The sequence below is a fragment of the Comamonas sp. UBA7528 genome (genome assembly GCF_002479375.1).
GTDB lineage: Bacteria > Pseudomonadota > Gammaproteobacteria > Burkholderiales > Burkholderiaceae_C > Comamonas.
Genome location: NZ_DLMU01000005.1, coordinates 374,893 through 398,875, shown reverse-complemented (window position 1 = coordinate 398,875; position 23,983 = coordinate 374,893). Strand labels below are relative to the sequence as shown.

The 23,983-nt window shown below is 63.5% G+C and carries 9 protein-coding genes; all 9 read left to right on the top strand.

The window, feature by feature from the left end; all coding sequences use genetic code 11:
• The first annotated feature begins 166 nt into the window (after positions 1–166).
• The 9 genes from B3349_RS07625 (at position 167) to B3349_RS07585 (ending at position 23,357) form a co-directional block, all read left to right on the top strand.
• On the top strand, positions 167–13,669 hold the full coding sequence (locus tag B3349_RS07625; protein ID WP_291587768.1) for a filamentous hemagglutinin family protein: 13,503 nt from the start codon (positions 167–169) through the stop codon (positions 13,667–13,669).
• Positions 13,670–14,720: 1,051 nt separating this feature from the next.
• A complete protein-coding gene (locus B3349_RS07620; protein WP_291587766.1) occupies positions 14,721–16,196 on the top strand; it encodes a ShlB/FhaC/HecB family hemolysin secretion/activation protein in 1,476 nt (491 codons plus the stop codon).
• A 52-nt stretch (positions 16,197–16,248) separates the two neighbouring features.
• On the top strand, positions 16,249–18,012 hold the full coding sequence (locus B3349_RS07615) for a DUF2341 domain-containing protein (RefSeq protein ID WP_291587764.1): 1,764 nt from the start codon (positions 16,249–16,251) through the stop codon (positions 18,010–18,012).
• A 3-nt stretch (positions 18,013–18,015) separates the two neighbouring features.
• Positions 18,016–18,432 carry an ExbD/TolR family protein gene (locus B3349_RS07610; protein ID WP_279998962.1) on the top strand — a complete coding sequence of 139 codons (417 nt, stop codon included), beginning with the start codon at positions 18,016–18,018 and terminating at the stop codon, positions 18,430–18,432.
• Between the two features lie 16 nt (positions 18,433–18,448).
• Positions 18,449–19,153 carry a TonB C-terminal domain-containing protein gene (locus B3349_RS07605; protein WP_291587761.1) on the top strand — a complete coding sequence of 235 codons (705 nt, stop codon included), beginning with the start codon at positions 18,449–18,451 and terminating at the stop codon, positions 19,151–19,153.
• A 153-nt stretch (positions 19,154–19,306) separates the two neighbouring features.
• Positions 19,307–21,013: a putative porin gene (locus B3349_RS07600; RefSeq protein WP_291587759.1), complete on the top strand. Its 1,707-nt coding sequence runs from the start codon at positions 19,307–19,309 to the stop codon at positions 21,011–21,013.
• Positions 21,014–21,023: 10 nt separating this feature from the next.
• Positions 21,024–21,791 carry a hypothetical protein gene (locus tag B3349_RS07595; RefSeq protein ID WP_291587757.1) on the top strand — a complete coding sequence of 256 codons (768 nt, stop codon included), beginning with the start codon at positions 21,024–21,026 and terminating at the stop codon, positions 21,789–21,791.
• 89 nt (positions 21,792–21,880) lie between these two features.
• On the top strand, positions 21,881–22,762 hold the full coding sequence (locus B3349_RS07590; protein ID WP_291587755.1) for a peptidylprolyl isomerase: 882 nt from the start codon (positions 21,881–21,883) through the stop codon (positions 22,760–22,762).
• Entirely contained in the window at positions 22,725–23,357 is a 633-nt protein-coding gene (locus B3349_RS07585) for a YbjN domain-containing protein (protein ID WP_291587753.1), read from the top strand. Before B3349_RS07590 ends, B3349_RS07585 begins: the two co-directional genes overlap by 38 nt.
• The last annotated feature ends 626 nt before the right edge of the window (positions 23,358–23,983 follow it).

The following is a 23,983-nucleotide window of genomic DNA, read 5'->3' as shown; positions in this document are numbered from 1 at the left end:
ACCCTGTAGAAATTTTGCTGAATCTGTTGCGGGTTTGCGAGCAACTGTTCGTTGTAGCCATAACGGAGGGACTTTGCTGCACGGCGCTCCCGTCGCCCTCTTTGCGTAAGGCCAGCCGTCTTCGGATCGCCATACGGAACCGACTCAACCTTTTGGCAGAACTCAGATGATCACACGCGTAAGCAGCCAGGCTCATTCTCCTTACAGCAAGAGCTTTCGTGCATTCCGGCGGGCACCCATCGCACAGGCGATCGCGCTGGCCCTGGTGGCCGGCAGTTCCATCGGGCAAGCCCATGCCCAGAAGGCTTTCAGCAGTGCCTGGTTTGCTGCCAAGGGAGCGGTGCAGAGCACGGCTGCGCAAACCGGCATGCTGCCCAACGGTATGCCTGCCATGTCTGCGAACAATCCGGATGTTCAACGGCAAAAGGCCAATGAGCAGCTGGTGCGTTCCATCAACAATCTGGGGATGGCGGCACGCGGCATTGCTGCCCAGCAATCTGCCCAGGCTGCTGCGCGCGCAGCAGCACTGGCCGCAGGGAATGGCGTGCCCGACGGGTTGGCCGAAGGCGGGCTCAAGATCGACAGCAACAGCCTGACCGCCGGTTGGATCAACGCCAATGCGCCCAAGCAATCCACGGAGGCCGGCAAAACCCTGGTGGCGATTGAGCAGACGGCGGACAAGGCCATATTGAACTGGGAGACCTTCAACGTGGGCAAGAACACCACGGTGGAGTTCCAGCAGCAAAAAAATTGGTCGCTCTTGAACCGCGTCAACGACCCACAGGCACGGCCTAGCCAGATCCAGGGGCAGATCAAGGGTGACGGCACGGTGATGGTCGTCAACCGCAATGGCATTGTTTTCAGTGGTTCCAGCCAGATCGACACGCGCAACCTGGTGGCGGCGGCCGTGGGCATGAGCGATAGCCAGTTCGCCAAGGGCCTGTACAGCGACGCTCAGGGTAACGCCCACATTCCGAGCTTTGCCAACGATCTGAATACCACGGCCAACAGCTTTACCCATGGGGCGGCGACAGGGGATGTGGTCATCGAGCAGGGGGCACAGATCACGACCCGCAAACCTGCATCGGTGACCGAGGGCGGGGGCTATGTGCTGCTGCTGGGGCGAGAAGCTCACAACCACGGTGTGATTGAAACACCCTCCGGTCAGGCGGTGCTGGCGGGTGGCGATGCCTTTGTGATCAAGAAGGGGATGGGAACCGACGCCAATCAGGGGTCGACCACGCGGGGCAACGTTGTCACGCCCTTGCTAAGCCAAGGCTCTGCAGCAGGGGTTGCCAGCAACAGTGGTCTCATGCTTGCGCCCACGGGAGATATCACGTTGACCGGGCGTGACGTACGCCAGCAAGGGGTGGCGGTGGCGACCACATCGGTCCACACGCGCGGGACGGTTCACCTGAACAGCGTTGCCGGCGGAACGAACGGCAGCGTTCTGCTCGACCAGGGCAGTGTCACGGCCATTGTGCTGGATGAGACCGTGGCTACGGCGTTGGATACCCAGCGTGATGCGCTGATCAAGGAATCGGACAAGGTGGGCGATGGCGTGGCCCACCGGCGCGACCAATCCCTCATCCTCATCGACAGCGCCACAGGCGCCGTGAACTTTGCAAGCGACTCGCTGACCCTGGCCACCGGTGGCCAAATACTGGTCAATGCCAGCCGCTCGCAGGTGGCGGAAAGGGCCTTGATCGATGTATCGGGTGCTGTGGGCGTACGTGTGGCCATGGAATCCAACAACGTGTTGGTTAATGTCCAGGGCAACGAGCAGCGGGATGCCCCTGTCAATCGCGACGAAGGTGCATTGCGCAACAACAACATCTGGATCGATCGACGCTATCTGGTCAAGGTGCCGGCCGGCACCAACGGCTACGAAACAGACCGTTGGTACACCGCAGGAGGCTTGCTGGAGGTTGGCGGCTATCTGGGAACGACCGGACACAGCATGGGGGAGTGGGCTGCCCAAGGGGGAACGGTGCAGTTCAGCGGTGGTTCGCTGGAGACCCAGGCCGGCAGCTGGATCAATCTTGCCGGGGGCACGCTGGATGTGCAAACGGGCTATGTCTACCAGACCTTCCTCAAGGGCAGCGACGGACGCTTCTATGCTGCGTCGTCCGCGCCGGGCGACCTGCTGTACACGGGGCTGTACAAAGGCTTTGAAACCTACAACGCCCGATGGGGCGATGCAGCCAAGCAAACCTTCTACAACCCTTTGATCGCGCCGGCACGCCGCCTGGAGAACGGCTATACCGTGGGCCGGGATGCAGGGCGGCTGATTGTCGCGACCCAGTCCGCCGTGCTGGAGGGCAATCTGGACACGGGGACCTACCAGGGGCCGCAGCAGACCAGAGGGCGTGATGTCGGGCTGGATGGCTATGACCAGGCGCAGACAGCAGTGGCCCAGCGTGGGCAATTGGTGATTGGCAGTTGGACGCCTGTGTACGACGCGGCGACCGCTTCTTTGCGCTTCAGCCCCGGGGCCATCGCCAAGGAGGTCTCGATAGGGATGGGTGGGCAGGCGGACGGTGGGACGGTCGACGGCCGCATCGTGCTGGATGCCGACTGGCTTACCGAGCAGAAGCTGGGCGGGCTGGGGGTCTATGTGCAAGGGGGCCTGACGGTTGATGATGCGGTGACGGTGGCTGCGGGAGGCAGCATTGCGCTGCATGCAACGCAGGTGAACGTGAACGCCGACCTGACGGCGCGTGGCGGCCACATCACGCTGGGCAACATGGTCGAGCGCATGACCAACCCCAGTGTGGGTTGGGTTCACACGACACTGACGGCAACGCCGCCCGCAACTTATACCGAGCAGACCAACATTGCGGAAGGCGTCACATTGGATGCTCGCGGCCTGTGGGTCAATCTGCTGCAGGGCGATGGCGATGCCAGCGTCTTGCCTTTTGTGAACGGTGGCCGGATTGAAGTTCGCAGCACTGGGGAGGTGCACATTCGCCCCGGCTCGCTGCTGGATGTGTCTTCGGGTGCAGCGGTGCTCGTTGATGGCCGCGAGCGCGGCGGCAAGGGCGGCAGCATCACGCTGATCGCCGACGGCATGCTGGGGGCCGCGGACCAGGCGCCTGGGCGCCTGGTGCTCGAAGGGGAACTGCGCGGGTATGGCGTGGGGGGCGGTGGCACCCTGCATCTGCAGACAGGCCAGGCGGTGGTCATCGGCGGGCAGGTGGCGGGCAGTGATGGTCAACTGGTCGCGGGGCAGTCCTCGCTGTCGGATCTGGTGCTGAGCGAGGCATTCACCGTCGCCGAGGGCGCGATACTGCCGATGGACTACCACTTCGTCCGTTCGATTGCCATGCCGGGTGAGGTATTGGGAGGGGCTCCGTTGGTGGACCTGAACAATGCGTCCAGCTACATCACTTTGGCAGCGGACTGGTTGGCTCCGGTGCCTGCAGGGGGCTACTACCAGCTATGGACCGACAGAGGTTCTGTCGGCATGTACAACTTCAGCCAACCGACCCTGGTGCGCGCCGGCACGGTCATTCGCCGCATAGAGAATCCAGAGAACTTCCCGACAAACTACGTCGTGCCAGCCGACGCCTTTCCCCGTGGCATCAACATCAGTCCCACGACGGTGCAGATGAAGGCTGGAACCGTGGCGAGCAGCGACGTGACCTTTGCTGCCGGTACGGTGTTGAAGGCTGGCATCACGCTGCCTCATACGGTGGCCGTGTCGCCATTACTGCATCTGGACGATAGCTATTTCCGGCAGGGCTTCGGGCAGTACGAGGTGGTCGGCGGCGGAGGCATGACCGTGGCGGAGGGCGCACAGTTGCAGGTACGGATGCCCGTACTTCGGCTGGACCGCAGCGTTGCGCAGACCTTGCCATCGGGTGCCGATCCGTCCGATGCTCTGGCGTTGTGGGAGCCTGTGCTTTTCACGGAGAACCCCCAGGCTGGGGAGCTCACACAACGCAGCGGAGCCAGTCTGTCGTTGACCGCCGGGTATACCGCCGGTGAGCGCATGCCTACGCTCACCGTGGGGCGTGGTGCCCAGATGGAGGTGGACCCAGGTCAGGTCATCTCGCTGGCGGCCAATGGCCAGATCACGGTGGACGGTACGTTGCGTGCGGCGGGCGGGACCATCGACATCCAGGGTTTGGGCTACGGTGCGGCAGGGGTCAGCGCGAAGGGCCATGACCGCTCGGTATGGATCGGTGAGCATGCCGTGCTGGATGTGGCCGGCGTGGCCTACACGGCATCGGATGCACTCGGCCGACGCTATGGGGTGGTGCAGGGCGGAGGGCGCATTCAGATCGGCGATCGCTACGATGCCGATGCCACCTCATCTCCCGGCCTGGACAGCTTTATCGTCGTACGACCGGGGGCGCGCCTCGACGCATCGGGCGCAGCAGCCTTGCTCGACCTGCCACAGAAAAGCGGCTCCTTGGTGGCAGGTGACGGCGGGCTGATCTACTTGAGCAGCTTCAACGGCCTGTACCTCGACGGGGACCTGCGCGCGACCGCTGGCGGTGCCGGCGCCGCTGGCGGCACACTGGCGCTCACGCTGGCGACGCCCAACTACGCCACGGCGGCAGGGCCCGATGCACGCGTCATGGTGCACCGCGAATTGGCCTTGGTGAATCAGCAAGCCCCCGAGGCACTGGTTGCGGACCTGCTGCCGGGCCAGGCGGATCCTGCCCTGGCTTACGGCCATGCCCGCTTGGGTGTGGACCGCGTCAAGGCCGGAGGGTTCGACAACTTGAACCTGCAGGTCAACGGCGTGCTCACGCTGGAGCCCGGGCTGGACCTGCAACTGGGCCAGAGCCTGCGCCTGACAGCCGGTAGCCTCAGTCTGCCTGCGCTGGCAGGCGATGGAGCCAGCGTGAAGCTGGCGGTTCCTTATGTGCGACTCGCCGGCGACACGACAGGTCAGGTCGACCACCATGTCATGCCCAGGCCAACCACATCCACGACACAAGGGCTGACCGGTCTGCCGGTTGCGGAAGCTGGTTCGAAGTTGCTGGTGGAGTCGTCCCTGCTGGACGTGATCGAAAATGTGGGATTCGGAACCTACGGCTACGTCCGGCGAGCGGTGGGGGAAGAGTTGGTCACCCGCCCTGGGTTCGATCTGGTGGAGCTGCGCAGCCAAGGAGATATGCGCATGCTGCCATCCGGCCTCGGCGAACTGTTCAATACCTCGCTCACCACGGCGGGCGACCTCGTGCTGGCTGCCAGCCAGCTTTATCCCGGCACTGGCGCGAAGGCCGTGATCACGGCGGGGCGAGCAGGGCAGACCAACCAGTGGGGGGCTTTCCAGGCGGGTTACGACGCCACCCGCAGCCTGCGCATCGAGCACAGCGGAGGGCCCGAGACAGGACTGCCGTACTCGGTTTTTGGCTCGCTGCAGCTGCTGGCAGCCAACATTGAACAAGGTGGTGTGGTGCGAGCCCCGTTGGGGACGTTGACCATCGGCCTCGGCAACACGGCAGGCATGCCGGTCTCGAGCGTGAGCCTGCTGCCAGGCAGCATCACGTCGGTCAGCGCCCACGGCATTGTCATGCCCTATGGGGGGACCGTAGACAACCTCACCTACAACTACAACGGTCTGGACGTACCGTACTTCGGCCTGGGCTCCGGGCTGGGCAGTGTGTCGCTCACGGCCACGGCCATCGATGTACAAGCTGGCGCGGTGCTGGATCTGCGTGGTGGTGGCGAGCTCAAGGGTGCGGCCCTGCTCAGCGGGCGCGGTGGATCGACCGATGCACGGTTGTCCCCGTTGGTGCAGACGTCGTCCAAGGGCTTCGTGCTGCCGTCGCTGTCCACCAATCCGGTCTACGCCATCGTCCCGGGCGTACAGCCCGGTGCCGCTCCCGTGGGGGCCGAGCATGGCGCAGGCAATCCCGCTATCGGCCGTCAGATCACCATTGGCAGTGGCGTGCCCGGCCTGCCTGCTGGAACCTATACCCTGCTGCCATCCACCTATGCGCTGATGCCTGGTGCATTCCGGGTCGAACTCAACGGTCTGGTGACGCACCAGAGTGCCTTCGGTAGCACTACCGGCATGCGCAACGGTTCCTACAGCACGGCCGCGCGCCTGGGGGTGGCTCATACCGATATCGTGGACGCCCAGACCACGCAGGTGGTGCTCACACCGGCTGACACGCTGCGCCGCTATACACAGTACAACGAGAGCAGCTACGCCCAGTTCGGCCTGGATTGGGCCACACGCGACAACGTCCCACGCCCGCAACTCGAACGCGACGCACGCGTGCTCACGCTCACGCCGGGCAAGCAGTTGCAGATTGCTCCGGGAACTGTGCAGTTCGCTGCGGCTCAAGGCGGTCGGGGCGGAACGGTGTCGCTCAATGGTCCGGATATCGAAATCCGTGCCAGCGGTACCGCCCCCACGGCCGGCTATGAAGGACTGTCGGTCGAGGCAGGCCTGCTCAACGACATCGGCGCTTCCGTTATCGCCATTGGTGGACTGCCTCAATCGACATTTTCGGCGCAGTTGGGCTACGGCTCCACGGCCAATGCCTGGCAGGTGGGGTTGGGCCGTGCCTGGGATGCCTCCCATTCGATCGTGTTGCGCAACGGCGCCCTGCTATCGGCGCCCCAGGTAATGCTGATGACGGGCCGCACCGAGGGCGGCATTACATTGGAGCAGGGCGCAGGCATCAGCACCCTGGGCCGCGGTGCGGCAGCCTGGAGCGCTGACGACGGCTATGTGCTTTCGCCAGGGGCCATGGGGCTGCTGGCCTTGAGCAATGGGCGCATGGATGCGCTGGCGCCGACCGCAAGCAGCGACAGCACAGGGGCAGGCCACATCCATATTGGCGTGTGTTCCACGGGCCAGGCTTGCACGGCGGAAAGCAGACTGTATGCCGAGGGCAGTATCACGGTCGCAACAGACCAATCCTTCCAGTTGGCCGATTCTGTGCGGTTCGGAGCGCGTGATCTGGTGCTGGCTGTGGGCGCCATCAATGTGGGCACGCAGGCCGAGCTCGCGAACGCGAGCGGTGCGGGGGTGCTGCCTGCAGGCCTGACGCTGGGACAGCAGGTACTCGACCGGCTGCTGCGCGGCGATACCAGTGCCGGGGCTCCCGCGCTGGAAAACCTGGTGCTCACGGCACGTGATTCGGTCAATTTCTTTGGCGATGTGACGCTGTCTACCTTTGATCCCGTGAGTGGCAAATCATCGCTGGAACGCCTGGTTCTGGGCGCTCCGGCACTCTATGGCCACGGACAGGCCGGCGAGGTGGCCCGCATCGAGACCGATACCCTGGTGTGGAATGGCGCGCGAACACCAGCAGGCGCCGTGATAGCCGGCGGTGCGGGTACAGGCAGCGGCAGCCTGGTCGTGGATGCGCGCCAGATCGAATTCGGTTACGGTCCGCGCAGCCAGGCAGACACCGTCAACAGCCAGGACCGTCTGGTGCTGGGCTTTGGGTCCGTCTACCTGAACGCCAGCGAACGCATCACGGCCAACCACAAGGGCAGCCTGGCGGTGTACCAGCAGCAGGGTGCATGGAATGATGCCACCAAGTCCTTCGACCGCAGCGGTGGCAACCTGCATCTGCTCACGCCACTGCTCACCGGGCATGCGGGCTCGGTCAACAGTCTGACTGCGGGTGGCAGCATCGTGGCGATGGCCCCCGGCGGCAGTGTCTCGCCGCTGCACGATAACGCGGCACTCGCAGATGCGCTGGGCGCCACGCTTTCGTTGCAGGCCGGCCAGCAACTCACCTTGGACACAGCTGTGCTGCTGCCCAGCGGGAAACTCACGCTGGCGGCGCAAGGTGATGTGCGCCTGCAGGACGGTGCACAACTGGACCTGGCAGGGCGCAAGATCAACTTCTATGACGCCAGCCAGTACAGCTGGGGCGGCGAAGTCACGCTACAAAGCCAGAGCGGCAGCGTGGTGCAGCAGGCTGGTTCGCACATCGGTCTGGCGGCGGTGAACAACCGGGCAGGTCGTCTCATGGCCATTGCACAGCAAGGCTTGGTGGATCTGGCCGGTGCTGTGGATGGCCGGTCGTCCGGTTATTCCGACGCTGGTGGCACTTGGGTGCCTTTTGCGGCGGCTACGGTGGACGTACGCGGACTGCAGATTGCCGACTTCGCGGGGCTGAATGCGCGCCTGACCGAAGGCGGTGTGTTTGGCGGACGCAGCTTCCAGCTGGGGCAGGGCGATCTGGTGATCGGCGATGAGCTCAAAGCGCGCGAGATCAATGTCTCTGTGGACCGTGGCAGCCTCACGGTCAACGGCCGCATCGATGCCAGCGGTGAACAGGCCGGCAGCATCCGCCTGGCGGCTAATGGCGGCCTGACCTTGTCTGGCCATGCCGTGCTCGATGCGCGTGCCAGCGTGCTGCGCCGCGACAGCTACGGGCAGGTCATTGAAGCGCCCAACCGTGCAACCATTGAACTCGACTCGGGTGATGGGCGGCTGGTACTGGCCACAGGTGCGGCCATGCATCTGGACGTGGCGGGTACTGCCGCCACCTACGGGACGATGGCGCTCAATGCGCCGCGTCTGGGCGGTGCCACGGGCAATGATGTGGACATCGACGCAGCCGGTGCGGTCCGGATCACCGGCGCGCGCAGCATTGCCGTCAATGCTTTCCAGCGCTACGACAATGCCCCTGTGGGCTCGGAAGTAACGGCCGATGGCCGCAGCTACCAGTACATCGACCAGGCGTGGCTGGACCAGCGCCACGGCGAGAGTGCCACATTTATCCAGAATGCCCACGCGAATGGGGCGTTGATGAACGGCAAGCTGGCCGGCCTGCGCGCTTATTCCGACCAGTTCCGGCTGCGTCCGGGCGTGGAGGTGGTCACTGGCGGTGATCTGCATGTGGATGGTGACATCGACTTGTCGGGCCATCGCTATGCCAGCGTCAATCCGCACACGCCTCTGACGGGTGTGTATGGTTCCGGCGAAGCCGGTGCGCTGGTGTTGCGTGCGGGCGGAAACCTCGAGATCTTCGGAAGCATCAGCGATGGCTTCGATGGCTCGCGCCTGCCGTCCACATCGGATGACAATGGCTGGGTGCTGCCGGCTGGGCGCATGCCCTTCGGTGGCGATCTGGTTATTCCACGTGCCGGCCTGGTCACGCTGGACGTGGGCACGGTGTTCAAGACCGGGCGCACACTCAACTACGACCTGCCGGTGGCTGGCCTGAACTTGCCGGCCGGCACGGTGCTTCCCGTGGCCATGTCGCTGGGTCAGAGCATGACCTTGCCCGCGGGTACGGCATTGGCAGCGGCGGTGCGCGATGCCAACGGGCAGGTACTGCACGCTGCAGGCACCGTGCTGTCCGAGCCACTGACGCTGGGCGCAGGTCAGCGGCTGGACGCGGGTTTCCGGCTCTCTGCAGCCACCCTGTTCGGCGCCACGGCCTGGCCTGCAGGTGTACCGTTGCCCCTGGACCTCACGCTTTCGCAGCCGCTCACACTGGCCAAGGGGGCCATCGTGCCGTCCGAAACCGATGTGGTGCTGCCTGGCGGCGTCACGATGGTGGACCTGCGCCCCAAGGGCGCCGACGGCAACCAGGGCCGGACGTGGGCGCTGGCGCCGATGCTGGCGGCAGGCTCACAGTCCAGCGACTTGCGTCTGGTCGCCGGGAGCGATCTGGGGGCCGCCGATGCGCGGCTGACCCAGGTTGGCAGTTCGGCCACGCTGAAACTGGCGGATACGCACTTCGGCCTGGGCGCGAAACGCAACACGCTGTATGCCATCGCGGCGGATGCCAGTCCTGATCTTCTGGATTTTCTCAGCTCGATGGGTGTCGCACTGCAGGCCGGCGACTTGCTGACTCCCGATATCGTGCAGACCTTGTTTGACAATGGGGTGCTGTGGAGCGGCGCAACGGATCTCAACGAATATGGTTTCGGCACCGTTCTCACGGCGGCCAGCACGACCATCACCCCCGAGCCGGCACGCCAGCAGCTTTTCAGCGTGTTGCGCACCGGTACCGGTGATCTGGACTTGGTGTCGGCAGGAGATATCGACATGCGCACGCCTTTCGGGGTGTACACGGCTGGTACGGCTGCGGCGGGAGTGGATGCCGGATACAACCAGGCCCGTGCGCGCAATGCCGACGGTACTGTTCTGCAAGTCGAGGGATCGCCCTTCGAGTCCCTGGTGGACGGCAGCAGCACCAGCCTGTATGCGGCTTGGTACCCCGAGCACGGTGGCAATGTGCTGCTGCGTGCGGGAGGCGACCTCAAGGGGGACTTGATCGGCAACAACGGTGGCGTGAACGATTACGGATACACCTTCGCCAATACGCGCCAGCAGTTGGCCAGTACCGCGGTCGGTAACTGGCTGTGGCGCCAGGGCACCGGTAGCGTGGAAGCGGGCGCCGATGCCGTGCCCACCGCCTGGTGGATCAATTTTGGTACCTATGTGGCGTTGGGGGGCAGCGGTCAGCGGGACCCTTACGACAGCTGGCTTTTCGGCAATGACGCCACACTCACCGGCTTCACCGGCGTGGGCACGCTGGGTGGGGGCAACTTGCGGGTCGAAGCCATGGGGGATGCCGGCATGATCGAGGTGCGCGGCTCGACGTCGAAACATACGCCACGAAGCCAGGGCGTGCACCTAGTGGTGGGCAGCACCGGCCGCGTGGCGCCCGACGGCACGCTGGTGCAGACGGGTGGTGGCGACCTCGATCTGCGCCTGGGGGGCACGCTTAATCCCAATGCCGTCGTGCGGGGCAACGAGCACGACCTCAATTCCACCTTTACCAACTTGCGCGGGGCATTACGTATCGATGCCGGCGCTGTAGGTGGTGTGCAACTGCGCTACGGCATGCTTGACCCGGTGGACACGCGCACCGGAGACCCCTATGCGGCAGGAAGGGCCATCGCCAACGGAGGTCCTATCCTTGTGCTTGGTGACTCCACGGTGCGTATCGACACGCGCGGTGATCTGGTGCTGGGCGGTGCCGCCGACCCGGGGCGGACGCTGCAACTCGAGTCTGGCGCATTCAGCTACCAGGGGCTGCAGCACGCGAACAATGGCTGGAGCTGGTTCTCGATGTGGACACCGGCCACGGCCATTGACTTGCTCAGCGCGGGTGGGCAGCTCACCCCAACCACGGCCTGGGCAGGGGGAGGCGGGTCGGAAGACGTACGCTGGAATGCTTCCGGACGCAACGAATCCGGCAACAACGATGGCTACTTTTACCCGTCCATCCTGCGGGCAGCGGCAGCCAATGGCAGCCTGTACTACGGTGTGGGCACCACAGATTTGCAAAACAGCTTTACACCTCCTAACCCGCTGCGTGTCGGTTATGGCGTGACGCTGGCACCGTCGCCCACGGATGCACAGTTCGTCAACGTGACGGGCAAGGGAGAGCTGCAGCTGCTGGCCAGCGATTCCATCTATGCCAGCGGTTTTGCGATCAACACCTCCACAGCGAATCCGGTGGCGTTGCCCAGCGTGTTCCGCCCAGGCTTCATTGGCCAGGTGGCGGCCACGGGGGGCGGTCAATATGGATTTGATCCGCTGTATGCCTACAACGTTGCGCCAGAGACCGTCGGGTTGAACAGTTGGATCGCACGTGAAGGTGGTCGAATCAACGTGGCGCCGCTCTTTACCTTCGGCAGCCCTGCGACGTCTGGGTACGCGATGGTGGGGCAGGAGCCTTCGCGTTACTACGCGGTGGACGGCGACATCGTCGGCCTGCGGGCGGGCAGCGAAGTCTTGCTGGGCTATCCGGCAGGCGCTGCCGGTGTACGCTACGAGGCTTCGACGCCGGTGGCCATCCGTGCCGGCCGCGATATCACCGATTCCGGGACCCAATTGGGTCGCAAGGATACCGTGACTGGTCGCCTGACTTCCACGGCCGACACGCGCGGCAATCTGATTGCACATGCTTTCGCTGACGATGTGTCGGTGGTGCAAGCCGGGCGCGATATCCGCTACAGCAGCTTCTATGTCACAGGGCCCGGCCTGCTGGACATCAGTGCCGGTCGCAATATCTACTTGGCTGACAAAGGCGAGTTCAAGAGCTTGGGCCAGATTGTGGGCGGGGCGGCGAGTGACCGCGCCAGCGGGGCCAGCATCGCCGTGGCGGCGGGTATGGGAGCCGGAGCCCAATGGGATGCGTTCGCGGCGCGATATCTGGATCCAGCCAAGCTGGCCAACCCGGACCTGCCTTTTGCCGACCAGCCGGGCTCGGCGCTGTATGACTACAGCGGCGCGCTGACGTTAGGCCAGTGGCTGGCGCGGGAGTTCGGCTACAACGCTGCCAAGGACGGTGCGCCGGAAGCCTACATGGCCGCGCAACAGGCCGCGCTCGACATGGCACACCAGCAGGCGCTGAATAACGGGGGGGCGGTAGCTAACCGTGCGCTGGCGCGCGAGTACAAGGTGGAGAGCCGGCTGCACCTGGTCAACTGGCTCAGCGAGCGCTTTGGCACCGAAGGCAGCAACCGCTCGGGACTGGTCTTCGATGCCGCGGCGATGGATGCACGCGCCTTCTTCGCGCAATTGCCGCTCGAACAGCGCAGCGCATACCTGCGCAATGTGTATTACGCCGAACTCAAGGCTGGCGGGCGCGAGTACAACGACGTGGATGGCAAGCGCTACGGCAGTTATCTGCGAAGCCGCGAGGCCATCGCCACGTTGCTGCCCACACAAGATGCGAATGGCCAGGCACTGAGTTACCAGGGTGATCTGACCATGTTCAGCAGTGCCCTGTACTACAACGCCGACTACGTGAACAACAACACTGGTAAGCCGCGCCCAAAGCCGGGTACCAACTACATCACCAAGGCCGAATGGACCGCGTTGGGCAGTCCAGGCTACAACGTCTCTTTCTACGACGTGCTGGATGCCGGGATCCACACCAACTTCGGCGGCGACATCAGCATCATGACTCCGGGGGGGCGTACGCTGGTCGGTGTGGACGGCGGTTTCAAGCCCGGTCCGGGATCGGGCGTGATGACGCAGGGCGAGGGGGACATCCACATCTATGCGCTGGATGACATTCTGATGGGCCAGAGCCGTATCTTCACTACCTTCGGCGGCAACATCCTGGCATGGTCGGCCCAGGGGGACATCAACGCCGGCCGCGGAGCCAAGACCACCGTGGTGTCCACGCCGCAGCAGCGCCTGTACGACACCGTGGGCAATGTCTCGCTGTCTCCATCCACTCCCAGCACGGGCGCGGGCATTGCGACGCTTAACCCGATTCCCGAAGTACCGCCTGGGGATATTGACCTGATTGCGCCACTGGGCACCATTGACGCAGGGGAAGCCGGTATCCGCGTTTCCGGCAACGTCAATCTGGCCGCATTGCAGGTGGTGAATGCCGAGAACATCCAGGTGCAGGGCAAGGCCGTCGGCATTCCCATGGTGGCGGCCGTGAACGTGAGCGCAATGACCAATGCAAGTGCTGCCGCCTCACAGGCGACGACGACTGCCCAGGAAGTCTTGCAGCGTGAACGTGCTGCAGCGCGGCAGGGGATGCCTTCGGTGTTTACCGTGAGGGTGGTGGGCTTCGGCAACGAGCCGCTGCAAGGCCGCGACAAGCTGTCACAGGCGCCGGCGACACCTTCTCGGCCTATAGCGCCGGGCTACGACGCGCAAAGCGTGCTGCAGTTTGTGGCTGTTGGCAAAGAGACCGACCCCCTGCAGTTGGCACGTTTGAGTGCGGAGCAGCGACGCCAGTTGCAGCAGTGACCGCGTTGGCGGTGCCTGGTTCAAGGTGAGCCGCCCGGAGCTTGTATCCGGGCGGTTTTTTTCATGAGAGGTCCGTCTTTGATCGGCCGATCTTGAGAGATGGCTTGGCTAGGCCGGCGCCAGTGAGCTGTCCGCTCAGCGCCCGGCGGGGGGCATGGGAATGGGACGAGGCTGAACGCCGATGTCGGGTGGGCGTTGAGGAAAGGCAGAGATGCCGAACTGGTTGCCCATGCGATGGCCTGTGGCAGCGCGATTGAACAGTCCGAGCTGGTTGGAGGGGCGCTGAGTGATGGCCTCTGCAGCCAGCGGTGCATCTGCAGCGCGGGGATTCGCCGCCGGTTTGGGGGCCGGTTGGAGCTTGCGGGTCAGGCATTCTGGCAGCGGTGGCACACGCTGCCCGTTCACTGTGACCTCTACACAGGTTGGTGCGTTCTGGAGTGCGGTGTCCGAGGCGGTTTGGGCCAGCACTACGCAAGGTCCCACGGCTGTGGCCAGCCATAGCACGGCCAACCCTGTCGCCCATTGGGCGGTCACACCAGGCGAGGACCGTTCGGAACGGTGAACCGGTGAGAGGGGGCGCGACACGATGTGGTGCTTACCTGGAAGTCGAGGGTGACAGATCACGCAGAACTCCTGTTCGAAATGGTGAAACCCGCGGTTTCGAATGAATGGGGTGGGGTTTCCGCATTCTCAAATCATCACAAGTGTCTTTGATGACGCTGCGCACTTTGTCTCATTACAGCGGATGTGCATTCCAAGAGTTTTATGAAGTTTTGGTGACAAATGGCGGGTTCTGATGTTCCCAAACGTCTAGCTACTAGGACGTGTTTTTCTGTCATCTGAGCACTCCACGATGGCCATGCCACCTTGTGTCCGGACACCAGATTTTGGGAATCGAGTTCATTCAATGAATGCCATAAGAACGAGCAATTGCTTTGGATTGAGAAGCGCTGTGAGCTGGGCTGCTATGACCATGTGTGTCGGTGCTGCATGGGCTCAATCCTCAACACAAGATGCATCTCCAGCCCCGCAGGAGCGTGCCGTTGACGTCATGGAGTACATCGTGCGCGGCAATACGGTGTTGGATGCGCGCAGCATCGAGCGCGCGGTTTCTCCGTTCCTGGGGCCGGGCAGAAGCTTGAAGGACATCGAAGCTGCGCGTGACGCGTTGCTGGAGGCCTACCAGGCCAAGGGCTATCAGTCTGTGTATGTGGACCTGCCGGAGCAGCAGGTGACGCAAGGACTGGTTTTCCTTCAGGTCAGCGAAACCCGCGTGGGGCGGGTGAGAGTGACTGGTGCTGAATACAGCTCACCTGTGGAGGTGCGGGACCAGGTCCCCGCTTTGCGGGAGGGCGTGGTGCCAGACTTCAGCCAGGCGCAGCAGGAGCTCACGGCCCTCAACCGCACTGGCAGGCGCCAGGTCATGCCGGTGGTGCGCCAGGGCAGCTTGCCGGGCACCATGGATGTGGACCTCAAGGTGGAGGACAACAGTCCTTGGCGGGCCAGTGCGGGACTCAACAACGACCGCAGTGCCGACACCAAGGACATGAGGCTGTCGGCATCACTGGGTCACGACAACCTGTGGCAGCTCGGTCACAGTGCCTCGCTCAGCGTGTTCACCACGCCGCAGGACACCCAGCAGACCATGGTGTGGTCCGGTTCATACTCTGCGCCCTTGCGTGGCACGCAATGGAACCTAGAGGCGTCGGCTTACAACTCCGACAGCGATGTGTCTACCGTGGGTGGGACCAGTGTGGTCGGCAAAGGGTATGCCTTTGGCTTGAAAGCGGGCTACACGGTTCCTGACAGCGGTGCCTGGTGGCACAACTTCAGCTTCGGGGTTGACTTCAAGAACAACAAGGAATCTCTGCGTTTTGGTGGCACCAGCGACGATGTGCCTCTCAAGTACGCACCCATTACCCTGGCCTATTCCGGTTACTACCAGGGCGAACGTCTGCAGTACGGCCTGGGCATGTCCGTGGTGACCGGCACCCGGTCGCTGTTCGGCTGGGGCAGTGACTGGAAAGCCTTCTACTACAAGCGCTACAAGTCCTCGCCCAGCTTCCAGTTGGTCAAAGCGGACTTCAACGGCAGTTATGCCCTGGCCAACGAGTCGCAGCTGGGCTGGCGGCTGGCCGCCCAGGTGACGGAATCCCCTTTGGTGTCGGGCGAGCAAATCGCTGCTGGCGGGGCCAATTCGGTGCGTGGGTACCTTTCTGCCGAAACCACCGGCGACATCGGGGCCGTCGGCTCGGTGGAGTGGCGTACCAGCCCGCTGACCTGGCTTGGCGATGCCGTGGAGGGCTGGCGCCTCTATGTCTTTGCGGATGCAGCCCATCTGCGTCTGCGCATGCCACTGGTCGAGCAGCAGTCCCGGTTCTCGCTGGCATCGCTAGGGGTCGGCACCAGCTTCAAGTTGGGCTCTCACCTCAACGGGCGTCTGGATCTTGGCTATCCGCTCAAGGATGGGCCGCGCACCAGCAAGCACGACCCACGCCTGACCTTCCATCTCAATGCCAGCTACTGAGGCAGCACTGATTCCACGGTTCATTTCCTCGCGTCTTCGGAGACCTCCTGTCATGCGACGTATCTATTTCCTCTTATTTGCTGCGCTGAGTGCGCTTTTGCCCAGCCTGGCGCAGGCCGCCTGGTGGCAGGCCGACTGGGCCTACCGCAAGCCCATGACCATTGATGCGGGGCCCCAGGGCGCGGCCATTGGTGCGGATGCTGGCCGCACTCCGGTGCTGGTGCGCCTGCACACCGGCAACTTCAATTTCGACGGAGTGAACGACACCGGCGCTGATCTGCGCTTTATCGCCGGCGACGAAAAGACGGTGCTCAATCACCAGATCGAGCAGTTTGATCCCCTGTTGGGCATGGCCCTGATCTGGGTCGATCTGCCGGCATTGCCAGTGGCCGCGTCCCAGCAGATCTGGATGTACTACGGCAACAAGAAGGCCCCGGCCTCGGGCAATGGCCAGCGCAGCTTCGATCCCGACTACACCCTGGTGTACCACTTTGCCGAGAGCGGCGTTCCCGCTCGGGACACCACGGCGTATGGCAACCATGCCCAGACGATGACGACCACGGCAGAGGGCTCGTTGATCGGACGCGGCTCGATGTTGGGCAATGCGCCGCTGACCTTGCCGGCCTCGCCGTCGATGGCTGTGGCAGCAGGAGGCAACTTCACTTTCAGTGCCTGGGTGCGTCCCGAGACCCTGGGTGCTGGTCAGGTGGTCTATGTGCGCCGTGATGGCAGCGCAGAGCTGATCGTTGGCGTGGACCAGGGCGTGCCGTTTGTGCAGGTCAATGGCCAGCGCAGCAGCCCGGGGCAGCCCATCCAGGCAGGTCAGTGGTCCCACCTGGCAGTCAAGGCTGATGGCCAGACCGTGACCTTGCTGGTGGGTGGCCGCACGGCCGCTACGCTGGCGACGGCATTGCCCGCCTTCAACACCCCTTCCACACTGGGCGCAGACAGCTCGGCTGCCAACGGCTGGAACCCCATGGTGGGGGTGATCGATGAGGTGCGTGTCTCCAAGGTGGCCCGCCCAGACAGTCTGTTGCTGGCCGATGCCTTGTCGCAGGGCGCGGAGTCAGGCCTGACCGCCTTTGGCCCGGATGAGCAGCAGGCTGGCAAGAGCCACTTTGGTTTCATTCTTGCTGCGATGCCCCTCGATGCCTGGATTGTGGTGGCCGTGCTGGGCCTGATGATGGTCTTCTCCTGGATGATCATGATTGGAAAAAGCCGTAGCTACGGCGCCATTGACAAGGCCAACGCCAGTTTCATGAGCCATTTTCGTGATGCCGCAGGCGCGCCTCTGGACAGTCTGGCCAAAGGCAACAAGGTCCCGGAGTCGATTCGCAAGGATTCGTCGCTGTGGCGCCTGTATGCCGTGGCAGTCGAGGAAATGGGCCGTCGCCATGCCCGGGGCTATGACCTGAATGCGGTGTCCAGCGCCACGATCGGTGCCATCCGCGCGGCAATGGATGGCGTCATGGTGCGCGAGAACGAAAGCATGTCCCGGCGCATGAACTGGCTGTCGACCACGATTGAAGGCGCACCCTATGTGGGGCTGTTTGGCACCGTGATCGGCATCATGCTGGTGTTCGTGGTGGCGGCCATGGCCGGTGCCGTGGACATCAACTCGGTGGCTCCTGGTATGGCGGCAGCCTTGCTGTGTACAGCCGCTGGCCTGGGCGTCGCCATCCCCGCGCTGTTCGGCTACAACTGGCTGGCCTCACGTTCGGATGCCATTGGCGCCGACATGGCGGTGTTCGTCGACGAGTTCGCGACCCGCCTGGCCGAAGAGCAGGGCGAAGGCCGCACACTGCGGAGCGTCTGAGCCATGGCCCAAGCTGCTTCCAAGTTCGGAACCAAGAAACGCTCCGGAGGCATCAACATCACGCCCTTTGTGGATGTGCTGTTGGTGGTGCTGGTGATCTTTATCCTGACCAGCAATGCCAGCATCCCTGGCATCAAGGTAGATCTGCCCAAGGCCAGTTCGTCAGTGGCCCTGGAAAAGCCCAAGACCAAGGCGATTTCCATCGACAACGATGGCCGCGTGTTCCTGGATGCCTATCCTGTGACTTTGCCGGAGTTGGAAGAGCGCTTGCGGACCGAAAAGGCTTTGTCGCCCGACTTCCCGGTCATTGTGCGGGGAGACTCGGCGGTGCAGTACGCCAAAGTGGTCGAGGTGCTGGATCTGCTGCGTCGCATCGACCTGAACCAGATTGGCCTGGTGACAGGCAAGCCGGCCGCGTGAGGAGTGCAAATTGAACATGCACATCTCCCAAAGTCCGCAGGCCATTTCGGCTGCCACCTGGTGGCGCCGCTGGGGGGGCTGGGTAATAGGTGCGTCGGTCGGACTCGTGCTGCTGGCGGTGATGTGGTACCTGCTGGCAGGGACCGCCAGCACCAAGCGTGAGGTCGCTGCCACACCGACGCTGGTACTGCCTCCTCCCCCCCCTCCGCCGCCAGAGCCCGAGAAACTGCCGGAACCGGAGCCGGAAAAGATCGAGCCGCAGGTGACGGAAGTGGAGCCCGCCCCGGTCGACACCATGGACAAGCCGATGGATGACGCCGCGCCCAGCCCGTCACAGGACATGGGCGATCCCATGACGATGAACGCCGATGCCCAGGCGGGCAATGACGGTATCGCTGTGGGTGGGGGTGGTGGCATGACGGGCGGCGGCGGCGGAGGTGCAGGCGCCGCTGCGTACCAGAACTACATAGGGGCACGTCTGCAGCAGGCCTTGGCACGTGATGCACGTACGCGCAACCTGGTTTTCAGCGATCTGCGCGTTGACCTGTGGCTGGCGGGCGACGGAAGTGTCACGCGCGTTCAACTGGCGCAAGGGAGTGGCAATGGCAAGACCGACGAGCTGGTGCTGGCCATGCTGAACGACATCCGTGCCCTGGACGAGCGACCGCCCCAGAGCATGCGCTTTCCCATGCGTCTGACGATAACCGGCCGCCGCCCGTGACGCTGCCTGCTGGCCGGTGCCCCGATTGCTTTCTTTCTCAATTTTGAATCAACCATGACCTCTCTTACACCTTCTCCGATGGCTGCAGGGCGCCAGGCGCCGCGATGCCCTCAACTGACGCGCAGTACGCTGGCCCTCGCCGTGGTGGCTGCCATGGCCATGACTACGCTGGCGGTCCATGCGCAGGCTTCGAAATGGGATGCTCCTGTCAGCGAAAGCGCCATGGTGCGATTGATCCGTGGGCTGATTGAAAGCGGCACCCTGACCAAAGATGTCGGCGAGGCGCTGCTGGCCCAGGCACAAACCGAAGCCATGGCCGCACAGCATGCACAACGCCAGGCGGCGTCAGCCACAGGAGCTTCGGCCAACGCCTTGCAGCCGGCTGCAGGGGATGTGCGTGTCCCCTACATTCCGCAAACGGTGCGCGACGAGATCCGCAACGACATCAAGGGCGAGGTCATGGCCCAGGCCAAGGCGGAAGGATGGGCCGCACCCAACGAAACTCCCGAGTGGACCCAACGCATCCGCTTCGAAGGAGATTTGCGGGTGCGCAGCGAGTCCCGATTCTTCTCGGAAGGCAACAGCAACGAGATCGTGGGCTATGCGGCCATCAATGAGGGCAATGGCTACGACGTCAATACCAACTCGACTGCAGGATTTCCTCCGCTGCTCAACACGCGGCAGAACCGCAAGAACCAGCTGCGTGCCCGTGCCCGCATCGGCCTGGCGGTCGATATCTCCGACGCCACCAAGGCGGGTGTCCGGTTGGCCAGTGGGAGTGACGACAGCCCGGTATCGACCACGCAGACGCTGGGAGGGGGTCTTGGCAAGAAGAATGTGTGGCTGGACCAGGCGTGGCTGTCGCACAAGCCTTATGACTGGCTGACCATCACGGGCGGACGTTTTGCCAACCCCTTTGTGTCGACGGATCTGCTGTTTTCCAGCGACCTGAATCTGGATGGCATTGCCTTGCAGTACCAGAAGCCGCTGCCGTCGAACCGCGACGTGGAGCTGTTCGGAACTGTGGGCATCGTCCCGCTGGAGTATTCGTCCGACAACTTCCCTTCGCGCTCGCTCGACAAGGCCTCCAGCGAGGTCAAATGGCTGCTGGGTGTGCAGGCCGGTGCCAGCTGGAAAGTCGATGAACGCAATCGCTTGCGCGGGGCGCTGGCTTACTACGACTTCCGCAACGTGAACGGCAGACTGTCCAGCCCCTGCGCCTTGTATGCCGGCGCGGAGGCCTGCAGCACTGACTGGGCGCGTCCCGCATTCATGCAAAAGGGCAACACGCTGATGATGCTGCGCGACATCATGCTGAACCCCAACGATCCCGCCAACACCGCCCAACCCCAGTACTTCGGCCTGGCATCGAAATTCCAGCTGCTGGACCTGAACATGCGCTGGGACGCCAAGGTGGCGGGTGCTTATGGCTTGCGCCTGGATGCCAACTTCGTGCGCAACCTGGCCTACGACAAGGACGCGATGTTCCGCAGGGCCCGCGGCGGCATCATCAACAACTATGCGGCGAACGCGCCGCTGGTCCCCACACAGGCGGACTTCCAGAGCGGCGGCAATGCCTACATGCTGCAGGCGACCTTGGGCAAGCCCAGCCCGGCAGCCCGCGGAGACTGGAACATCCTGGCTGGCTACAAGCGCATCGAGCCGGACGCCATGCCAGATGGCTACAACGACTCGTCTTTCCATCTGGGCGGTACCAACGCGCGTGGCTACTACATCGGCGGCTCCTACGCGATCGACAAGAACACCTGGTTCACGGGGCGCTGGATGTCGACGAAGGAGGTTTACGGCGCCCCCTACCAAATCGACATGTTGCAGCTTGAATTCAATGCACGATTCTGAGGGGCCTGACATGAAGCCGTTTTACATCCAGCAGTGGAACCGCCAAAAGGTGGCTGCTCTTGTCGCCCTGATCGGCTGGCTGCCATGCATGGGGCATGCGCAGGAGCAGAGCATGGAAGAGCGCCTGCGAGCGCAGCTGCGCACGGTCACTGGCCAATTGCAGCAGGCTCAGAATGAACTGGCCTTGCTGAAGTCCGGTGGTGGCACCGCAGCCCGCGCAGCGAATCCACCGCAAGAGGAGGCCTTGCGCGCCGAACTGGCACAAAGCCGCCAGCAACTGGCACGTGAGCGCGAGCACAGCAGCCGGCGCGACGCCGAGGTGCAGGCCGTGCGGCAGCAGGCGACGGAGGTGATTGGAAAGTCCAACGCCCAGGTGAACCAGTTCCGTACGGCTTACAACGAGCTGTTGAAGATCGCACGCGTGGCCGAAGCCGAGCGCCTGCGCCTGGCAGAGGCCGCAACGGCCCAGCAAGCCGCCATCACGCAGTGTGAGGCGAAGAACAAGCAGTTGCATGCCCTGGGGCAGGAAATCTTGCAGGCCTATGAAACGCTGGACCTCGGAACACTGATTTCTGCCCGCCAGCCGTTTGCGGCGAAGAGCCGGGTGAAGTTCGAGGAAGTGGCACAGCAGTACGGTGACAAGCTGTACGAAGGTAAGTTTGACCTGCGCAGCGTGCAGGTCCCTGCTGCGGCTGGCGGCAGGCCAGGTGCTCCGTCCGAAGGTGACTCCGACTCCTTCCAGCTTGAACCCCAGGCAGCAAGCCAGCACCAGCCTTGAGCGCTTGAAAATTGTAGGAGTACCAAAGAATGAGTGTGAATCTATGGCTTTCCCGTACACGCTGGCTGGCGCGTTGTTCTGCGACCGTGATGGCGGTCGGCTTCGGTGTGTTGGGTTGGGCCCAGCAGCCTGACCCTTCTGTGGCCGGTACCGCCGTTGTGGCGCGGCTGGCAGACATGCAGGTTCGGCAGGACGAGGTCGAACAGTTCATGCGTGCACTGCCGCCCGCCGATCGCGTTGCAGTGCGGCAAAACGGCGCGGCAGTGGAGCTGATGCTGCGCCAGCGCTTGGCGAATGAGGCCTTGTTGAAGGAGGCCAGGCAGCAGCAGTGGGCAGAGCGACCGGAGATCCGGGCGAAACTTCAGGCCGCAGTCCAGGAGGTCACGGACCGGGTGATCAGCAGCAGCTATCTGGACTCGGTGACACAGCTTCCCGCGGGCTTTCCCAGCGATGCAGAGCTGAACGCGGCCTACGAGCGGACCAAGCCCCAGTTGCAGATTGCGGCCACCTACCACGTGGCGCAGATCTACTTTCCGGTCGAGCAGGGTACGAGCAGTGTATCGGTGCAAGCCGAGGCGGCCAAGCTCTCGAAGCAGGCACGGCAAGGGGATTTTGCGGCCCTGGCGAAGGCCCGTTCCCAGGATGCCCCCAGCGCTGCCCAGGGAGGGGATGTGGGCAGCCTGCCGTTGGCGCAGATGCGTCCGGAGTTCCGGGAGACGGTGGCGGACATGAAGCCTGGCGAGGTCAGCGAACCGTTGCAGTCTCCTTCGGGCTTTCATGTGCTCAAACTCCTGGCACATCAGCCTGCACGTGTGGCGACATTCGAGGAGGCCAAGCCCGGGCTGCAGACACTGATGCGTGAGCAGCGCCGCCGGGAGCTTGCATACAACTATCTGAACAAGCTGGCTCCCGCTTCTGGTGTGAGCTTTGACCATGCCGCTCTGGATGCGGCACTTCGAAACGTTCGCTAGCGCAAGCGCTGGCGCGGGTGTGTCTATTTTTCTGACTGTGAGCGAAAGCATGAACAAGCAAGAGCAAGAAGTTACCTCCAACTCCTCCAATGCCCCCCAGGGTGATTTGGTGTTCACCATGAACGCCGAGCGGGTGGCAGAGGCCATCAAGGAATCCGGCTGCGCCGTTACAGCCGTCGATCAAGACGGTGTGGTGCGTCTGCACAGTGCCAGCCAGGGGATTGGCTTTCAGGTGCTGTGGGGCAATGCCTTGAGCGCGGGTGAGTATGTGGATCTGACCCTGAGCTGCCCGCTGCGTGTGGAAGGCGGGACGTTGCCCGAGGGGATGCTGTCCGACTGGCACCGCAGCAAGCGCTTTGCCCGTGTGGCCCAGCACGGAGACTTTGTGGTTCTGGAGATAGATGTATTGGTTGCAGGAGGCGTGAGCCCGAGACACCTAACCGTGGTGATGCAGTTGTGGAACCAGATGATGGGGCAATTCTTCCAGCATCTGCGCAATTTCAGCCAGCCTGCCGCGTCATCGCCCAGCGGCGCGGAAAATGCTCCCGAGGCTTCTTTGGCAGCTGAAGCTCCTGCCGAGGTGGCCACGGCTTGATGCCGTCCAGCTCGGCCCTTGCGCCGAGCGCGTGCCTTGCCCTTGAACGGGCTTGGCACGGCGGTGCAACACTGCCTGCGTGAAGAGGGGTCTCACGTGTCAAACAGATGTGTGGAGGTGGGCTTGCGCGCGGCATTGCAGCGCGTGTGGAGCCTTGCCGCGGTGTTTCTACTTTGCTGCTCCATCCAGCCCGTGTGTGCGCAGGCCGCTTCACAGGCGGTACCCGGGCACTGGATGGCTTATGCTCAATGGGTGGGTGAGCAGTTTCAGGGTAGGTTGGGTAGCCAAGACAGTCCTGCTGCAATGCGTTTACGAGACTGGATGTCGGCGCACCAACGAGTGCCGGTATCCGAGCACCAAGGACAGGCCCGGTCATCCGCCAATTTGATCTTGCAAGTGTGGGTGGCACAAACGGGCAAGGTTGCACGGATTGAGCTGGATTCTGCGGGGGATGGGCAGGTCGATGCAGATCTGTGGCAGTTGCTCGCTGCAGAACCGCTCCACAATGAGCCTCCAGCCGATTTACTTCAACCGATGGTGCTGGAGTTGACACTGGACCTCCAGTAGGACGAATGCTGGGGCTGCGTGAGTGTGGAGTCTGCTGTTTCCACTTTGGGATGAGCTCA

Bases quoted from the DNA above. Each gene is read 5' to 3' on its own strand.
- B3349_RS07625 (WP_291587768.1), top strand. From the start codon at position 167: ATGATCACACGCGTAAGCAGCCAGGCTCATTCTCCTTACAGCAAGAGC.
- B3349_RS07610 (WP_279998962.1), top strand. From the start codon at position 18,016: ATGGCCCAAGCTGCTTCCAAGTTCGGAACCAAGAAACGCTCCGGAGGC.
- B3349_RS07590 (WP_291587755.1), top strand. From the start codon at position 21,881: ATGGCGGTCGGCTTCGGTGTGTTGGGTTGGGCCCAGCAGCCTGACCCT.
- B3349_RS07585 (WP_291587753.1), top strand. From the start codon at position 22,725: ATGCCGCTCTGGATGCGGCACTTCGAAACGTTCGCTAGCGCAAGCGCT.
- B3349_RS07595 (WP_291587757.1), top strand. From the start codon at position 21,024: ATGAAGCCGTTTTACATCCAGCAGTGGAACCGCCAAAAGGTGGCTGCT.
- B3349_RS07620 (WP_291587766.1), top strand. From the start codon at position 14,721: ATGGAGTACATCGTGCGCGGCAATACGGTGTTGGATGCGCGCAGCATC.
- B3349_RS07605 (WP_291587761.1), top strand. From the start codon at position 18,449: ATGCACATCTCCCAAAGTCCGCAGGCCATTTCGGCTGCCACCTGGTGG.
- B3349_RS07600 (WP_291587759.1), top strand. From the start codon at position 19,307: ATGGCCATGACTACGCTGGCGGTCCATGCGCAGGCTTCGAAATGGGAT.
- B3349_RS07615 (WP_291587764.1), top strand. From the start codon at position 16,249: ATGCGACGTATCTATTTCCTCTTATTTGCTGCGCTGAGTGCGCTTTTG.